The following is a 15,637-nucleotide window of genomic DNA, read 5'->3' as shown; positions in this document are numbered from 1 at the left end:
CGTGTCGCTTAAACGTAAGAAGGCCAGGGTCAGCAGGAACAGTCCTCCCAGCACGCTGAGCCATAGAAGGTCATGCATGTTCGAATAGCCTTTATCGGAGGGGCGATCGCCAATGCCGCACCGGGAGATCAGCCAGCCTGAAAAGCTCTGGCCCTTGGAAAAGCAGGGCGCAGCCGAGGCTCCAGCTGAGGAAGACGACGGCTGCGATCAGCATCTCGATCGGCCTGGCTGCATGCAGCGGCGACTGATGGATCAGGCGGCTGAGAAAGGCGACAGCGGCCGCACAGAGGCGCAGAAGGCACAGCCCCAGAAACCGCAATCCAATCTCTGCAGGCCACCACCGCTTACCGCTTTCCAGTCGGTGCAGGATCGTCCCCATGCTTAGCTCCACGCGCATCATTGCGCGAAGCTGATGTGGGAGAGATCACCGTTAAGGTTCCACGGGGAATTGGATGAGCGGGGATAAAGATAGCATAAACAATATCCTGCCCCTGTTCGTCGCCAGGTTCACGCAGCCGCCCGGCCAATCGTTACGAACAATCCCCCTTCACCGCCCAGCTGACGCATCCAGCCAAGCTGCGCCAATGTGTCCTCCAGCCACCACCCGCCTTTTTCGGGGCAGGTCAGCGCCTGATCCTCGCCATCACCTCCTAGTAGGGAGCTCGGCACAGTGCGGACATAGTCGATGCCGTTCTCGGCGAACCAGCGGCGCACTTCAGACACACGGTGCCTATGCTCTTCAGGATGGTGATATTGATCGCGCAGCCACACGCTTCGCCGTTCGGCTTGCTCCCATCGTTCCGTGAGCGCCACGTCGCCGGGAAACCAGCGACCTCCGCTCGCTCGGGCAGCGAAGCGGCGCAAGCGGTGCGGCAACCGCGCATAACTGTTGTAGAGGCCGAGGATGATGAGGCCGCCGGGCCGCGCCAGCCGCCCCACAGGGGCAAAGGCCGCGCGGGGGTCCGGCGTATGATGCAACACGCCGGAGCAATAGACGATGTCGAACGACTTCGCGCAAAGGCCCGGATGATACACGTCCGTTTCGACGAAATAGATTTGGCCGATCCCCAGTCGATCTGCCGCGGCCCTTCCCAATGAAAGCGATGCGCGGCACAGATCGGCCGCGATCACGACACGGTCGCCGCGCGCGAGGTATAGGCTCATCTGGCCGGTGCCGCACCCGACCTCCACGATGCGGGCGTCATAGGGGATCGCCGCATCGAGCATCCGGGCGAAAGGGCTGCGTTCCGCGCGGGCCCTCAGCCAATCGATGCTGTCGCGCGGTGGATAGCCGGGGAATGGCGCTTCGGCGTAGAAGGCACGCACCCGTTCCGTGCGCGGATCACCGGGGAGGCGCAGGTCCACTATGCCACCGGCTTGCCCGTAACCCGCCGCGCACCCTTCACAGCGAAGCGCACTGTCCAGCCCTCCGCTGCAGCGAGGACAGGCGAGTAAGGCTAGTGCACGCGGGTCCATCGCTAGAATATCGAATAGACGAAGGGGGCGAGGGCTTCGACACCTGCGGCAAGCGTCAGGATAACGCCTACGGAGCAGAGAAAAACTACCAGCGGGATCGTCCAGCGGCGGCCGCCCGGCGAACGCCACAGGCCCCGAACCAGATCCGCGATCGTGCCGGATGCGCTGCCGGCGATGATGAGCTGACGCCGCAGGCGTCCTTTCCGCCGGATCATGCGATCGCCTCCATCTGTCGCTCTTGCTGGACGTGTTCGCGCCGGGCGATGATTGTTTCTGCAACCAGCAGGTCCATGCCTGTCCGGCGGAAGGTCGAATATCCTTCCGCTGCGCTGGTTACGATCGGATCGCCAGCCAGGTTGAAGGATGTATTGAGCAGCACCGGAACGCCCCGCCGCCGCCCATAGGCTGCGAGCAGGGCATGAAGCCGCGGCGCCATTGGCTGTTCCAGCACCTGCACTCGGGCGGTGCCATCGACATGGGTGACTGCCTGTAACCTGTCGCGCCATTCGGGCCGCACAGGGAACACACCGGACATGAGTCGGCCGAGCCGCGCCCCTCCAGGTGGCAGGTCGAAGAATCGCTCCGCGTCTTCCGCCGGTACGACGGGAGCGAAGGGCCGGAAATCTTCGCGGAACTTGATGTCGCGGTTTAGCCTGTCGCGCATCGCCACATCGGCCGGATCGGCCAATATGCTGCGATGACCCAAAGCGCGCGGCCCAAACTCAGCCGCCCCCTCCATCCAGCCGACGATTGCGCCCTCGCTCAGGGCATCGGCCACATGGCCGATCAACGCACCCTCGCTTACCCGGCTGAACGACAGCCCATCCTCTGAGGCGAGGCGGGCGAGGCTCTCTGGCTTAACTGCCGGTCCCCAGAAAGGATGATCCGGGCAATCGCGGTGCGGCTGCTCAAAATGGATGCGGTCGGCGTAGAGCGCCGCGCCCAAGGCGCACCCTGCGTCCCCAGGGGCAGGAGGTACGAAAAGCCGTTCAAACCCGGCTTCCTGCAAGATCCGGCAATTGGCCACTCCGTTCAGCGCCACACCGCCGCCAAGGCAGAGATCGGCAAGCCCGGTCTCCTTGCGGAGCGCAGCCGCTATATTGACCATCACCTCCTCCAGCACCAGCTGCGCACTCGCGGCGACATCGGCATAGTGCTGACCCTGCGGCATGCCGAGGTCGATCGGCTCAAACTGGTCGCGAGGAGGCCCAAAAAGATCGATGAAACGGCGCGAATAAGCGGAATCAACCGCGCGATGATAATCGAAATAATCCAGATTGAGGCTAAATGCGCCGTCGGGCGTCCGCTGCAATATGCCCCTCACCTCGTCTGCCCAGCGGGGAACGCCATAGGCGGCAAGGCCCATCACCTTATATTCGCCTTCATTCACCTTGAACCCCAGCCAGGCGGTGAAGGCGGAATAGAAAAGCCCCAGCGAATGGGGGAAGCGCACTTCGCGCAGCAGCTTGATCTCCGCCGCGCCACCGGGCTCCTTGCGGCCGCGGCCTACCGTCATGGTCGCCCACTCTCCCACGCCATCCGCCGTCATGATGGCCGCCGCCTCTGTGGGCGCGGTCAGGAAAGCGGCGGCGGCATGCGACAGATGATGCTGGGTGAACATCACCTTGCGTGCGGGGATACCGAGTTGCGCCGCTATGATGCCGCGCACCCATAGCTTTTCCCCGACCATGTTCTTCATCGCCTTGGGAAAGATACGCCAACTGTGCGGATAGCTGCGGAGGAGCGTCATCAGCACCCGGTCGAACTTCAACGCCGGCTTTTCGTAGAAGATGACGGCGTCCAGTTGTTCAGGCTCCAGCCCAGCCTTGTCGAGGCACCATTCAATGGCCCGCATGGGGAAGCCGGCGTCATTTTTGTGCCGCGACAGCCGCTCCTCCTGCACGGCCGCGACGGGGAGGCCGTCGATCAGCAATGCGGCGGCGCTATCGTGATAAAAGGCGGAGAGCCCAAGTATCTTCATCAATATTGCCCTCCTCTGCCTCCGCGTGTCTCGTCTTCGCAAGCGTACCAGCCGGTCTTCCCGTGTTCCTCAGCCCGCCTCGCCATCCAGGCAAAAGGCGCCATCACTAGGAAATAGAAGAGCAGCAGGATGATGTGCGAAATCATGTCCGCAAGGATGAGAGCAAAACGTAGATAGGCGCGCCACAAACGGCGCAGCCGCGCGGCCCACAAGGCTCGCCAAGCTTTTTCGGGAGCCAGGCGGTCCAGTTCCGCATGCGAATAACGCATATGCCCCTCCTCATCTCGCGCGATCCGGTCAATCACGGCGCGGGTTTCAGGGTCATGGTCCAACACTGCACCATAGCCTGCGAAGGCACGCGCCGCTGCGCTTTCGGACAGGTGGATGAACGCCAGCAACCCAGATATGCTTTCATTTTCGATGTCGAGCCGGTCGAACCCACGCTCGCCGGGGACCAGCGCGTCGCCCAGAACATAGTCCGGCCCCGGATCGGAAAGGGTGCACCTCAGCGCCAGCCCCCGCGTGCGGAACAGTCCGGCATGGCGCACCTCATCCCTGGCGTGGGCGAAGAAGCGCCGCCGCAGCATCGGATCTTCCGCCAGTTCCGCAGCCCGGAACAGGTCGCGTGCGCCTTGGGCCTCCACTTCCGCAAATTGCAGCAGCTTGCGCGCGCGGCGGCGGGGATCGGCCCAGACCAGCCGGTCGATCGGCGTCCGCCAGCTGTGACCATTGATCTGACTCATTGCACGATGATCCGCCCCTTCATGCCGAAGGCGCCGTGCATGAAATGTGTGCAGCGCAGCTTGTAGCTGCCCGGCGCAGGCGCAATCAGGCGCAACTCGACGCTTTCGCCGCCGCCCACCTCAACCCCACCATTCCTGATCTTCGCCATATCCTGCGGCCTGATCTGGGCGCGGGCGAAAAAGTCCTTGGCGGCGAAGTCGTGCCCGCCGGACGATGTGTTCACCAGATGCAGTTCATAAGGAACCCCATGCTGCAGGACGATCTCTGAAGGTTCGAACTTGAAGCTGGACAATTTGAGCGTCAGTGGGCGCGCCATTCCCCACATGTCCGCTGTCGATTGCGCCCCGATAGATGAGGGGATGGCGAGCGCGATCAATATCGCGAGCAGCCGCAAACGAGACATGATGATGCCTCCATCGCTTTTGGATGAAAATAAGTGGCCGGGGCCTGCCGCCCGGTTCACCGCGTCAGAAAATATTTTGAACCGGCGCGAGGTAGGGCGCACACTCATAAGCGGACGGTGCGAAGGGAGTCGCCCTTGCAGGCCCTCGATCCCACGGCCCGCGGCGAAGCCGCCAGGACGCGTTCGCGCGATGAGGAGGATTTGCGCCTTGCGGCCAGGGTGCGTCACCGCGACCTCAAGGCGTTCGAGGCGCTTTACCGATCCTATCAACCTCGTCTCGCGCGCTTCCTGATGAACATCATACACCGGCCACAACTGGTGGAGGAGGTGCTGGACGATACGATGATGGTGCTGTGGGACCGACCAGACAGCTTTTCGGGTCGCAGCAAGCTGGCCACTTGGCTCTTCACCATCGCTTGGCGCAAGGCGATGAAGGCGCAGCGCAAACAGGATGAACCGATCGAAGATTTTCTGGAAGAGGCGCGGATCAGCACCGACCGTTCACCCGAACAATCTGCGGGGGACCATCGGGTGCACGACGCCCTGATTCACGCGCTCGCCAGCCTGTCGCCAGAGCAGCGGGCGGTGGTCGATCTCACCTATTTCCACGAGATCGGCTATCGCGAGATCGCGCAGATCATGAACTGCCCCGTGGATACGGTGAAGACGCGGATGTTCCATGCCCGGCGGCACCTGCGGCGTGAACTTGCCGGCCAACTTGACGACTGGATCTAGGGCGAATGGCTGAGATCATCTCACTTCGCGACGGCCCCCATCGGAGTGTCGAGCTGCTGATCCCCTGGTATGCCAGCGGGCAGATCGACTCGGCAGACGCCGCACTTATCGACGAGCACCTGGCTGACTGTCTCGACTGCCGGATACTCTTGGAACAGGAGCGTCGGTTGAAAGCTGCGGTAAGCGGCTTACCGATAAACGCTCACCTGGGATGGGAAAAGCTGCAGCGACGCCTTGCTCCTCATCGGCCTCTTCAGCCATCCAGACACCGGAGCTTCTCATTGAACTGGCCGGTCGCGATCACCGCCTTCGCTAGTGTGCAGCTTGCGGTGCTGACCTCAGCGCTCCTCTTCCGTCCGGCCGCCCCGCCCGCGTCCTATCGGGCGCTGGCAGCCCCAACCCAGCCAGCGCCTGGCAATCTGATCGTCCTTTTCCGTCCGGAAACGACAGAACAAGAGTTTCGCCAGGCGCTCAGCCAGACGGGTGCGCGGCTGGTTGGCGGCCCTACCGACGCCGGAGCCTATATGCTCTTCGTCAATCCTGTTCAGCGCAGTGCCGCTTTGGAGGCGCTACGTGCGCATTCGAGCGTTCTTGTCGCGCAGCCCATCGACCGAGCGGTCATCCGATGACGGAGCCCCTCCTCCGCTTGCTTGCCGCGCTCCTGCTGCTGGGCCTTCCAAGTGCCTCGCGGCCCGCAGAGGAGCCCGGTGGCGAGCAGATATTAGTCATGTTGCGCGTCCCGCCCCGGCATTTCCAGCCGGGCGGGGGCTATGACGGAGGCTATGATGCAGGTCGAAGCCAGCTAAAGCGACAGGCAAGCCGTATTGCGCGCGATCATCATCTGGCGCTGGTGACCGACTGGCCCATGCCTGTCCTTCATCTCGACTGCTTTGTCATGCGCCTGCCGCCCGGAATATCGGCATCAACGGCTGCACAAGAGGTTGCGAGCGACCGGCGGGTCGAATGGTCACAGCCGATCCACGATTATCAGACGCTGACAGCCAAGCCCGGGCACGACGACGCCCTCTATCCGCTTCAACCTGCCAAATCTCTTTGGCAACTCGACAGGCTGCATCGGCTGGCAACAGGCCGGGGCGTCACTATCGCCGTTATCGACAGCGGCATCGACGCGCGTCATCCCGATCTTGCGGGGCAGCTCCGGGCCAATCTCAACCTCGTCAGCGGCAGACCCTTCGCTGTCGAGCGCCATGGCACAGCTGTCGCCGGTATCATCGCGGCGAAGGCCGACAACCGGATCGGCATCGCCGGGATAGCGCCCGGCGGACGGCTGCTTGGGCTGCGCGCCTGCTGGCAGACGGGCCCTGCAAGCGCCGCGGCGTCATGCGACAGCCTCAGCCTCGCCAAGGCGCTGCATCAGGCGATTGAGCAGCACGCGGCGATCATCAATCTCAGCCTCGGCGGTCCGCCCGACCGGCTGCTCGGCACGCTCCTTGACGTAGCTATGGCGCGCGGCACATCGGTAGTCGCAGCCTATGACTCGCATCAGTCCGATGGAGGCTTCCCCGCGTCCCACCCGGGGGTCATCCCGGTTACGGGCGCGCGTCTGCACGCAACAGAGCGCAGCGTCTATACCGCACCCTCGCGGGGAATTCCGGCGCCTCTACCAGGCGGAAAATGGGCGCTGGTCGATGGCGCATCCTATGCGGCGGCGCAGGTCAGCGGCCTCGTCGCCCTCGCCCGTCAGGCACGGGGGCGCAAAGCGGGAACGCCGGCCCTTGTCATGTCCGGCGGCATGATCGATGCTCTCGCCACGGTAGGGGGAAGAACGATAGGATGTGATGGAGCCTGCCCCTCACCTCAGGTGGCCGCCAGCCGAAACTAGCGTTCGTAACGCCCTGCTGCCCCTATATCTCCTCGTCGCCGCCATAGGTCCGTTGCATCCCGCCGCAGCACAATTGAGCGGCAGCGTCACCCTGTCCAGCGAAGCGCGGTTGCGCGGGCGACCGGTTAGCCAACACCGCCCCGTCGCCGAACTGCAACTGCTGCATGACAGCGACAGCGGCGTTTATCTTGGCGGATCGGCGGCCCTCGCCACCACGCGCGGCGGGGGCCTCCAGCCTCTGTCCCTCAGCCAATATGCGGGCATTGTCCGCCGCATTTCACCCTCAGCCGCCATTGACCTTGGCATCATTCATAGCGGCTATACGGAATATTCCGGCATAGCGGGCGGGGGCAGCTATACCGAAGCCTATGTCGGCGTGACGGGCCGAAACCTGTCAGCCCGCATCTTCCTTTCTCCCGGCTATTTTCGTCGCAAGGAACCGACATTTTATGCTGAAGTGAACGGCAATCTGGACCTCAGCCGCGAATGGGCCCTCCTGGTTCATGCCGGGCGCTTAACCTATCTGCATGATCGTCCGCATTATGGTGCTGACACCATAACTGACTGGCGGGTTGGCCTGCGCCGCCAGATCGGCCGCTTTAGCCTGGACGCTTCCTGGATCGGCCACACGGAGAGTGAGCGACCTTACGGCACGCCGGAACGCGACGGAAATGTGCTGGTCGCAGCTCTGGGGCTAGACTTTTGAACCTGACGGGCTTTCCCCGGCACAAAGAACATGCCCGTCTGTCCGGTAGCCCTTATGCTCGACCCTTCTCCGCAGCTTTTCCTTTCGTCCCGCGCCCTGCCAGAAGCGGGCCCAAAAAAGCGGCATATGGCTGCGCTTCTGCTGGTGGGCGCTATCGCGCTTTTCTTCTTGGTTTTCGCCGCACGCATGACCCACGATTGGGCCGAAAATCACTTGTTGCCCGACATTCTGGTGCGCAGCGACTGGCTGATGACCATCGTCCAGGCCGAGCGGCTTATCATGGCGCTGGCTGGCCTATTGTTACTGCTCCTCATCATCCCGCGCCCGGGACGCAGCGCGGCCAAATGCGGCAAAGCGGCTCTGCATGCCCTCATCATAGGTGTCGCAATATCGCTCGCGCTTCCCGCCAGCGAGGTTGGCATGCAGATCTTCTCCGGCCGCAGGGGCAACAGCTGGAATTTCCGCGACGAACCTCTGCGCCGGATCGATCCGCGACTTGGCTGGAGCTATGTTCCATCGCGCAGAGTCATCGATCCAGAATTTCCGTCCAGGCCCCTCTATGTGATCGACAGTCATGGCTACCGTGTCCCGCCCAGGATCAGCACCCTGGACAGGACTGCTCCTTCCGTCCTGTTTGCCGGGGAATCGATCATGTTTGGCAAGGGGCTCGACTGGCAAGAAACACTTGCTGGCCGGATTCAAGCATTAAGCGCTATCCACAGCGCCAACCTGGCGGTCACCGCCTATTCGGCGGGACAGACATATCTTTGGCTGAAAAGCGAACTGCCGAAATTCAACCGCCCGATTGCAGTTATTATCCTGTTTGGCCCCACTCTGCTGGTCCGCGATCTTGATCGCAACAGACCCTGGATCGACCGCGCAGGCCAATGGCATCCGGCGGAGCGATCCTGGTATCTCAGCCGTCTGGGACGTGTCCTCTTCCCATATCGCAGCCCGACCGCGATTGAAGAAGCAGTGGCTGCCGACCGCCAGATCCTGCTGCGCGATGTGGCATTGGTTCGGGCGAGAGGCGCCGAACCGCTGATACTTGTTCCTGTTTTCCAGCCCGAACAATCAAGGGAGAAGGCGCTTCGGAAGGCGATCTTCGACGGCGCCGGGATTCCGAACCTGATCGTCCCTCTCGATCAGCATTGGCGCTTGCATCCGAATCTTCATCCCGACGCTCTGGCCCATGCGGTGATGGCTCAAGCAGTCTGGATACGGCTTAAGAACAGACTCACCTTTCCACTCATCACAACTCACCGCCAGCCTTAGTCTGCATTTACAAAAATACGGGATAAGTCAGGAGCGAACTATTTGAAGGTGAGCCTGCCCCACCCGTCTGGGCGCGGCAGTGAGAATTCCGCGGTGCGATCAGGATCGAATGAAGCCTCTAAATCCGTCCTGGATCGCCTCTTTGCTCAGGCGGGCAAAGCGTGGGAAGCCCCCTACATAGATCATAAAGCCGCCCTTTTTACCCTCAATATTCTTGGCGTTGTACCAAGAATTCGCGAGCCGATGCAGCGTATGCTGCGAGACCATGTCCACTTCTTCGGCCCACCAGCCCTCCGCCTCTTCCGACGTTTCGATCCGTGAATAGCCATCTCGCTCCAGCGACTCGATGATGTCGGCTACGAAGTTGACCTGCCATTCACCGACCATGAGCATTTGCGCCTGCGCGCCTGGCGTAAGAGGTCCATGTATCATCAGGAGATTGGGAAAGCCGGCCACCATCAGGCCCAGCCAAGCGGTAGGCCCATCGGCCCATTTGTCCGTAAGCTTGCGGCCGCTAACGCCTTCGATGTCGATCTGCGTCATCGCGCCCGTAATTGCGTCGAAACCCGTCGCGGTGACGATGACGTCGAGTTCATATTCCGCTTCGGCGGTGCGCAGACCTGCCTCGGTAAATTCGATGATGGGAGCGGATTTCACATCCACGAGCGTAACGTTCGGACGATTGAACGTCTCGAAATAGCCATTATCGATGCACAAGCGCTTGGCCCCGAGCGGATAATCCTTGGGACAGAGCAATTCCGCCGTTTCGGGATTCTTGACTATCTTGCGGATCTTTTGACGTACGAAATCCGCTACGACCTGATTGGAGTCCTTATTGGTCATGACGTCGCTGAAGGTCAGCAGAAGCTGGAACGCGCTCTGCGATGTCCAGGCTCCTTCCAGCAATTCCTGGCGTTCGTCATCCGTATAGGCGCTGCATGGAACATCGGAGAGTTCGAGCAAGGAAACCCCTGGCGTCTGCAGCATCTTCTCGCGGCGCTGGGTATAATTTTCTTTCCACTCCCGCTCGTGCTCCGGGTCCATCGGGCGATTACCCGACGGCATGCTGAAAGCGGGCGTACGCTGGAAGACATGGAGATGCTCGGCCTGCTCAGCGATGAGGGGAGCAAGCTGTATCCCGGTGGATCCGGTTCCGATCTGCCCTACACGCTTGCCGGTGAGATCGATGCCGTCATTGGGCCATGCCGCCGTATGCAGGATTTCTCCCTTGAAGCGCGCCCGGCCTGGCCATGGCGGAGCATTGGGCACGGAAAGCGCGCCCGTGGCAGCAACAACATATTTGCATATGACATGGTCGCCTTGGGCCGTGTAAACATGCCAGCGGTTCGCCTCCTCGTCGAAGCGCATGCGTTCCACGGCATTGGAAAGCCGGATCTTTTCGCGAAGCCCGAAGCGGTCGGCGACATGATTGACATAGCGTTCCAGTTCGGGCTGGGCGGAGAACATCTCCGGCCAGCGCCATTCCTGCTGCAGCTTCTCGTCGAAACTGTAGGAATATTCCATGCTCGGAATATCGACTCGTGCCCCTGGATAGCGGTTCCAGTACCAAGTACCGCCGACTCCAGCGCCTGCTTCGAAACAGATCACATTATGGTTGCGGAACCTGTGCAACGCATAAAGGCCCGAAAAGCCGGCGCCGATAATGACGATGTCAAAATATTCGGTTTTCTTCATGATTTCCACGCTTCGAATGAGGCCGCTGAATATCGTCAGCCTGTTTTCATCAACTCGATGCTATGTCCCTCGGGATCCACGGCATATGCCATCCGCATCTTGTGCTCGGGAATGTCGAAGGCGGGGATGGTCGTGCGGCCACCCGCCGCTTCGATCGCTTGCAATGTCTTATCGACATCATCCACCATCAGCGCCACAATTGACTCCCCGGCCGCTGGCGCAGGTCGATTTTTGTAGCTGATCAGCACGACCTGGGGAGGTGCGCCTGCGCCTGTCGAGAAGAAATGCTCAACAAAGGCATGGTCGCCTTCACCTTCCTCTATCCTTGTTACCGCGGTGAGCCCCAGTGCATCCGTGTAAAAGGGCTTAAGCGCATCGCTGTCGCCGACGACGACTTTCGCGTAGGCAAATGCAGTTGCGGTCATGATTTATCTCCATTGCAATGGGTGGAATTCACGAGCCAGGCGATACGGCCGGCCAGCTTTCCGGATCGATATCATGTTCACGGAAGAATTCAGGAGCGTTGATGATATTCGGCCCGGCATAGGCCGGCGCATCTGGATGGCCGGCCAACCAGACGACCGTGCTTGCCGTCTCGCTCGGATCATGCGGCACTAACCCAAACCCCACCTTCTCGGCGTTATCGCCAAGAAGCGCGCGGAGCGTATCCGTCATCGTGAACTGCGGCTCGATCAGAAACGCCGAGATACCGTCCTTGCCATGTTCGAAATTGATATAATCGGGAATCTTGTTCAACGCTGCCTTTGGCGCATTATAGAAAAGACCACTGCTGCCGCTCGTAGGTTGCACAGAGGACAGGGCGGACATGAACAACATCCGTCCGCCACCCTGCCCTAGCATGATGCATAGGGCCTTTTGGCTCAGGTAGAACTGGTTCAGGAAGTTGCCCTGGACGCTTCGCTCGGCCTCCTCTATCGAGATTTCGGCTATTTTCTGCCGCACCGCCGGTCCCTGGTAGATGCCGTTATTGACCAGCACGTCCAATCTGCCGAACCTTTCCACTGCCGCTGCCAAGGCAGCATCGATCGAGGCTCTATCCAGTAGATCGAGCCGCAAGCCACAGGCAGTGCCACCTTCCGCGGATATGCGCGCGACCGTTTCCTCGACACTGCCTGGCACGGGAACACCCATGCCATCATGCCGTCCCTCCCCAGCGGACATGGTGCGTCCGGTTACGATCACTGCAAAGCCAGCCTTGCCCAACGCTTCGGCGATCGCCCGACCAATGCCGCGGGTGGCGCCTGTTACGAGCGCTACTTTCTGTGCCTTGCTCATGGAACTGGGCGCCATAGTTTAGAGCATTGCAGGGCCCATGCTCCGGCCCCCGCCATGGAGTGGCCATCATTACGGTTCAACATATTCGCCATATCTCCACCATTTCAGCGTCTTGCGCCTTCCTCTCCAGCAGCGCCTGAAAGTCCGCCTGCGACGCATTTCGCGGACGCACAGGCAAGGAACTCAACGACGGCCATAGCCCGGTTCCAAAAACTGGTGGGCATAGGCGCTGCGGCTGATTTACAAATTACATCTTTGGTGTATATATGAGCCACCTCTGTCAAGAATTAAATGGAAACGATGGTCAAATATCTCGGGGCTTGAGCGGTGCGTTCGGTCGAGCAGGAGGAAAAGCCACCGCCGATTTGGCCCTTGTTTTCTTCCGTGACTGGACAAGCAGCCATCGACGAGCGCGGAGGCGGCCGCACGTGCCCTGAGAGGGGGTGGCAAATTACATTAATCAGCAACATCAAATGGAGAGCAAGTAAATGACTGAAGGACTACTCGCGGGACGCACCGCAATGGTCACCGGCGCTGCAGAGGGCATCGGGCGCGGCATGGCGCTGCGTTTCGCCAAGGCAGGCGGAGCGGTGCTTGTCGTCGATTTCAACGAAGAAAAGGGCCAGGTGACCGCCGAAGAATTACGGGCACTTGGCGCGCGCGCCGAATTTTTCCACTGCGATGTCACGAAGCGCGATGAGATCAACGCCGCTGTTGCGGCGTGCGTCGATCAATTGGGATCGATCGATATATTGGTGAACAATGCCTATGCGGGCGGTCAGATCAGCCGCATCGAAAAGAAGTCCGACGCGGAGTTCGACCAGAGCATCGCCATCTCCCTCTATGCGGGGAAGTGGTCGATGGAAGCAGCGTTCCCGCATATGAAGGAACGCCATTGGGGACGCATCATCAATATGTGTTCGCTGAACGGCGTGAACGCCCACATGGGGACAGCCGACTATAATGTCGGGAAGGAGGCCCTGCGCGCCTATACCCGCAGCGCGGCGCGCGAATGGGCGCCCTACGGTATTTGCGCCAATATCATCTGCCCCGGCGCTGCCACCGCGGGGTTCCTGACGTTCAAGCAAATGCAGCCCGAACTCGCCGCCGCTGCCGAAGCCGCGAACCCCATGGGGCGCCTGGGCGATCCCGAAAAGGACATTGGCGGCGTGGCCTTGTTCCTGGCCAGTGAGGATGCGCGCTATCTGACAGGCAATACGCTGCATGTCGGCGGCGGCTCACACATCAACGGCGTCGCCTGGACCCCTGATCTGGGCGATTGACATTGTAGCCCGGGGAGGGCGTGCGCCGTTGACGGTCGGCGGCGCCCTCGACCACGCCCATAGATTAGGGAGTGGCGGCCCCTTTGAGAAAAACCGCTGCAACCCGTCGAGAATGAAGGGCAATTTCTTGTTCTGCAGGTAGCGGGTGTCCAAAGACAACAGATCTCTGCCATTCTGCGAGCGCCATTGCGATGAACAGCCTGGCCATGGCGACCGATCCCGGCTTCTCCAGTCCACAGCCGCGCAGGAATTTGGCTAGCGGCTGGATCAGATACCGATTCTGGTTGGCATCGGCCGCCTGAACAAGCTCGGGCACTTCGCTACCCTCCCGGAAAACAAGCGTGCCGATGCGCAGTGCCGCTCCCTCAGACAACGCCCGAACAATTTCCGCGGCATAATGCCCTAATGTGCCTTCCAAATCCTGGCCAGTTTGCAGCTCTAACTGAGGGAAGACTGTCGCATGGAAGTTGATGCACGCGCTGAACAGGCTGACCTTGTCGGCATAACGATTGTAGAGTGTTCGCGTGGACACGCGCGCTCGATCGGCGACATCACGCATCGTGACGGCGCGATAGCCAAGATCACTGAACATTTCGCGGGCTACGGCGAGAATATTTTCCTGCTTCTGGCGAGCGTCCTCGGCGGTGGGTCGGCCTCTGCGCGTTGCTGTCTCCGTCATCCCCCTCCATTCGGCAGATTTCACCGGTTTGTCATCCACGAAAATGCGACCAGAATATACATCAATGTTGTAATCTCTTGAGGCCAAATTGAAGATGACTCGAGAGGACTTGCGATCCCGATTTCGAAGCCTGGACGTCCGACGGCAAACGGTAGGGATGTTCCCAAACTCGATCAGGCGATCACCTTCCATGCTCGCGTCATCACGAGACAAGACGTGACGTTCAAGAAGGCTGGGCCCTTAGCACTAGCACGCTGACGGGCTCCACCGTCAAGTCGGAATGGTTGGCTAGCAAGTGGCTTAAACGTGCCGATATTATCTCCCAACCCGCGCTATCGCCATTCACCGGGAGGCATAGGCAGCATCTATGGGGCATATACCTTAATCGCATCTGGCGCGTTGGGTGCGTCTTCCCGATGCTGAAATGACATGAGTTCGATGACCTGCGAACATCATTTTCGTTGCCTGGCGTGGCTGGCACGCCTGCAGGGACGAGGCAGCATTTCGGGGACAGCATATGGACGGCGTTCGCGTAGGCAAAAGAGTGATAGGCGCACAGGCGCCGGTCATTATCGGGTGGGAAAATATAGGCCGGGTGGAAGGTGGACCGCTCAAGCAGTTCATCTTCACCTGGTTCCAGCCCGCGGCTTTGTTCGCGCTCATCGCCTTTTGGTATTACGCCCCGAACTCCATCGCCAAGGCATCCACCGCGATCGGCATCGGCATCGGCTTCAAGATGCTGCTGCTGGCGCTCGAATGGGTAAGCCCGCGCTATGAGAGCTGGCGCCTGACCTGGAAGGAGCTGGTCACCGATCTGTTCTATGTCGGGCTGGGCTACACCATCCTGAACCTTGTCGAACATTATATCGGCAGCGATGCCGCGATCGAGGCGGTCCAGCACAGTTTCGATTGGGACAAGCTGGCGTGGTTCACGGGCCTGCCGCTGCTGGTGCAGGCGTTCCTGATTTCCTTCATCTTCGACTTCGGGCAATATTGGATGCATCGGGGCATGCACAACTGGTATCCGCTCTGGCTGCCCCATTCGGTGCATCATTACATCACCCAGCTGAACATCAACAAAGGCGCGGTGGGCAACCCACTGGAGCTTTTCCTGATCGGGCTCGGCATCGGCGGGTTCTTCGACTTCCTGCCAAGGGCCGCCCTGCTTGCCGGCACCATCGGTCTGGCGATCGGCACCTATCAGCACATCAATGTTCGGTTCAACACCCCTCGCTGGTGGCGCTTCCTGTTCAACACCACCGAGCATCACAGCCTGCATCACTCGCAGGATTTCGAAGCGACGCGCAGCAATTATTCCAACACATATATCTTCATCGATCGTATGTTCGGGACCTGCCTTGATGGCGAAGCGGAACTGCTTGGCATGGAGGGCGGGCGGCGCATGTCGATCCGCGAACAGATGACCTATCCTTTCACCGAAGGCTGGAAGACGATCAAGGAACACTACGGCCGACCTTTGGCGGTGCCCGCCGAATAACGGCGCGGTCGCTCTTGCGAAAA

General features: G+C 60.7%; 17 protein-coding genes. 8 read left to right on the top strand and 9 right to left on the bottom strand.

The window, feature by feature from the left end:
- The first annotated feature begins 112 nt into the window (after positions 1 to 112).
- Positions 113 to 385: a hypothetical protein gene (locus tag ACZ5Y5_RS14645; RefSeq protein ID WP_464811233.1), complete on the top strand. Its 273-nt coding sequence runs from the start codon at positions 113 to 115 to the stop codon at positions 383 to 385.
- A gap of 122 nt (positions 386 to 507) precedes the next feature.
- On the opposite strand, the gene ACZ5Y5_RS14640 is transcribed toward ACZ5Y5_RS14645, so the two are convergent.
- The 5 genes from ACZ5Y5_RS14640 to ACZ5Y5_RS14620 form a co-directional block, all read right to left on the bottom strand.
- Entirely contained in the window at positions 508 to 1,365 is an 858-nt protein-coding gene (locus ACZ5Y5_RS14640) for a class I SAM-dependent methyltransferase (RefSeq protein ID WP_464811232.1), read from the bottom strand.
- 113 nt (positions 1,366 to 1,478) lie between these two features.
- Positions 1,479 to 1,691 (bottom strand): DUF5989 family protein, encoded by a 213-nt coding sequence (locus ACZ5Y5_RS14635; protein WP_464811231.1) that lies wholly within the window; start codon positions 1,689 to 1,691, stop codon positions 1,479 to 1,481.
- Positions 1,688 to 3,457: a carbamoyltransferase family protein gene (locus ACZ5Y5_RS14630; protein ID WP_464811230.1), complete on the bottom strand. Its 1,770-nt coding sequence runs from the start codon at positions 3,455 to 3,457 to the stop codon at positions 1,688 to 1,690. The genes ACZ5Y5_RS14635 and ACZ5Y5_RS14630 overlap by 4 nt, the downstream gene beginning before the upstream one ends.
- Complete coding sequence (locus ACZ5Y5_RS14625) at positions 3,457 to 4,200, bottom strand: ferritin-like domain-containing protein (protein WP_464811229.1); 744 nt, start codon at positions 4,198 to 4,200, stop codon at positions 3,457 to 3,459. The genes ACZ5Y5_RS14630 and ACZ5Y5_RS14625 overlap by 1 nt, the downstream gene beginning before the upstream one ends.
- The gene (locus ACZ5Y5_RS14620) at positions 4,197 to 4,604 is read right to left on the bottom strand and encodes a cupredoxin domain-containing protein (protein ID WP_464811228.1); all 408 of its coding nucleotides are present in this window, start codon (positions 4,602 to 4,604) and stop codon (positions 4,197 to 4,199) included. The genes ACZ5Y5_RS14625 and ACZ5Y5_RS14620 overlap by 4 nt, the downstream gene beginning before the upstream one ends.
- 135 nt (positions 4,605 to 4,739) lie before the next feature.
- On the opposite strand from ACZ5Y5_RS14620, the gene ACZ5Y5_RS14615 reads away from it, so the two are divergent.
- From ACZ5Y5_RS14615 to ACZ5Y5_RS14595, 5 genes are all read left to right on the top strand, one after another.
- A complete protein-coding gene (locus ACZ5Y5_RS14615; RefSeq protein ID WP_464811227.1) occupies positions 4,740 to 5,339 on the top strand; it encodes an RNA polymerase sigma factor in 600 nt (199 codons plus the stop codon).
- A 5-nt stretch (positions 5,340 to 5,344) separates the two neighbouring features.
- Positions 5,345 to 5,968, top strand: coding sequence for an anti-sigma factor family protein (locus ACZ5Y5_RS14610; protein ID WP_464811226.1), 624 nt, complete (start codon positions 5,345 to 5,347; stop codon positions 5,966 to 5,968).
- Complete coding sequence (locus tag ACZ5Y5_RS14605) at positions 5,965 to 7,182, top strand: S8 family peptidase (RefSeq protein ID WP_464811225.1); 1,218 nt, start codon at positions 5,965 to 5,967, stop codon at positions 7,180 to 7,182. Before ACZ5Y5_RS14610 ends, ACZ5Y5_RS14605 begins: the two co-directional genes overlap by 4 nt.
- Entirely contained in the window at positions 7,139 to 7,888 is a 750-nt protein-coding gene (locus ACZ5Y5_RS14600) for a TorF family putative porin (RefSeq protein ID WP_464811224.1), read from the top strand. The genes ACZ5Y5_RS14605 and ACZ5Y5_RS14600 overlap by 44 nt, the downstream gene beginning before the upstream one ends.
- A 144-nt stretch (positions 7,889 to 8,032) precedes the next feature.
- Positions 8,033 to 9,163 (top strand): hypothetical protein, encoded by a 1,131-nt coding sequence (locus ACZ5Y5_RS14595; RefSeq protein WP_464811223.1) that lies wholly within the window; start codon positions 8,033 to 8,035, stop codon positions 9,161 to 9,163.
- A gap of 99 nt (positions 9,164 to 9,262) precedes the next feature.
- Here the strand turns inward: ACZ5Y5_RS14595 and ACZ5Y5_RS14590 are convergent, their stop codons facing one another.
- The 3 genes from ACZ5Y5_RS14590 to ACZ5Y5_RS14580 are packed head-to-tail and all read right to left on the bottom strand — an operon-like array spanning position 9,263 to position 12,154.
- On the bottom strand, positions 9,263 to 10,858 hold the full coding sequence (locus ACZ5Y5_RS14590) for a flavin-containing monooxygenase (protein WP_464811222.1): 1,596 nt from the start codon (positions 10,856 to 10,858) through the stop codon (positions 9,263 to 9,265).
- Positions 10,859 to 10,893: 35 nt separating this feature from the next.
- Positions 10,894 to 11,283 (bottom strand): VOC family protein, encoded by a 390-nt coding sequence (locus ACZ5Y5_RS14585; RefSeq protein ID WP_464811221.1) that lies wholly within the window; start codon positions 11,281 to 11,283, stop codon positions 10,894 to 10,896.
- 28 nt (positions 11,284 to 11,311) lie between these two features.
- Complete coding sequence (locus tag ACZ5Y5_RS14580) at positions 11,312 to 12,154, bottom strand: SDR family NAD(P)-dependent oxidoreductase (RefSeq protein ID WP_464811220.1); 843 nt, start codon at positions 12,152 to 12,154, stop codon at positions 11,312 to 11,314.
- Positions 12,155 to 12,642: 488 nt separating this feature from the next.
- Here ACZ5Y5_RS14580 and ACZ5Y5_RS14575 point away from each other — a divergent pair, with 488 nt between their 5' ends.
- Positions 12,643 to 13,437 (top strand): SDR family NAD(P)-dependent oxidoreductase, encoded by a 795-nt coding sequence (locus ACZ5Y5_RS14575; protein WP_464811219.1) that lies wholly within the window; start codon positions 12,643 to 12,645, stop codon positions 13,435 to 13,437.
- A 64-nt stretch (positions 13,438 to 13,501) separates the two neighbouring features.
- Here the strand turns inward: ACZ5Y5_RS14575 and ACZ5Y5_RS14570 are convergent, their stop codons facing one another.
- Positions 13,502 to 14,155, bottom strand: coding sequence for a TetR/AcrR family transcriptional regulator (locus ACZ5Y5_RS14570; RefSeq protein WP_464811218.1), 654 nt, complete (start codon positions 14,153 to 14,155; stop codon positions 13,502 to 13,504).
- 478 nt (positions 14,156 to 14,633) lie between these two features.
- Between ACZ5Y5_RS14570 and ACZ5Y5_RS14565 the strand changes: the two genes are divergently transcribed.
- A complete protein-coding gene (locus tag ACZ5Y5_RS14565; protein ID WP_464811217.1) occupies positions 14,634 to 15,614 on the top strand; it encodes a sterol desaturase family protein in 981 nt (326 codons plus the stop codon).
- Positions 15,615 to 15,637: the final 23 nt, after the last annotated feature.

The sequence above is a fragment of the Sphingobium sp. TomTYG65 genome (genome assembly GCF_055395525.1).
The sequence above is the reverse complement of the archived record's forward strand: the minus strand, read 5'-3'. Positions and strand labels throughout refer to the sequence as shown.

Bases quoted from the DNA above. Each gene is read 5' to 3' on its own strand.
- ACZ5Y5_RS14645 (WP_464811233.1), top strand. From the start codon at position 113: ATGCCGCACCGGGAGATCAGCCAGCCTGAAAAGCTCTGGCCCTTGGAA.
- ACZ5Y5_RS14635 (WP_464811231.1), bottom strand. From the start codon at position 1,691: ATGATCCGGCGGAAAGGACGCCTGCGGCGTCAGCTCATCATCGCCGGC.
- ACZ5Y5_RS14630 (WP_464811230.1), bottom strand. From the start codon at position 3,457: ATGAAGATACTTGGGCTCTCCGCCTTTTATCACGATAGCGCCGCCGCA.
- ACZ5Y5_RS14625 (WP_464811229.1), bottom strand. From the start codon at position 4,200: ATGAGTCAGATCAATGGTCACAGCTGGCGGACGCCGATCGACCGGCTG.
- ACZ5Y5_RS14620 (WP_464811228.1), bottom strand. From the start codon at position 4,604: ATGTCTCGTTTGCGGCTGCTCGCGATATTGATCGCGCTCGCCATCCCC.
- ACZ5Y5_RS14610 (WP_464811226.1), top strand. From the start codon at position 5,345: ATGGCTGAGATCATCTCACTTCGCGACGGCCCCCATCGGAGTGTCGAG.
- ACZ5Y5_RS14605 (WP_464811225.1), top strand. From the start codon at position 5,965: ATGACGGAGCCCCTCCTCCGCTTGCTTGCCGCGCTCCTGCTGCTGGGC.
- ACZ5Y5_RS14600 (WP_464811224.1), top strand. From the start codon at position 7,139: ATGGAGCCTGCCCCTCACCTCAGGTGGCCGCCAGCCGAAACTAGCGTT.
- ACZ5Y5_RS14590 (WP_464811222.1), bottom strand. From the start codon at position 10,858: ATGAAGAAAACCGAATATTTTGACATCGTCATTATCGGCGCCGGCTTT.
- ACZ5Y5_RS14585 (WP_464811221.1), bottom strand. From the start codon at position 11,283: ATGACCGCAACTGCATTTGCCTACGCGAAAGTCGTCGTCGGCGACAGC.
- ACZ5Y5_RS14580 (WP_464811220.1), bottom strand. From the start codon at position 12,154: ATGAGCAAGGCACAGAAAGTAGCGCTCGTAACAGGCGCCACCCGCGGC.
- ACZ5Y5_RS14575 (WP_464811219.1), top strand. From the start codon at position 12,643: ATGACTGAAGGACTACTCGCGGGACGCACCGCAATGGTCACCGGCGCT.
- ACZ5Y5_RS14565 (WP_464811217.1), top strand. From the start codon at position 14,634: ATGGACGGCGTTCGCGTAGGCAAAAGAGTGATAGGCGCACAGGCGCCG.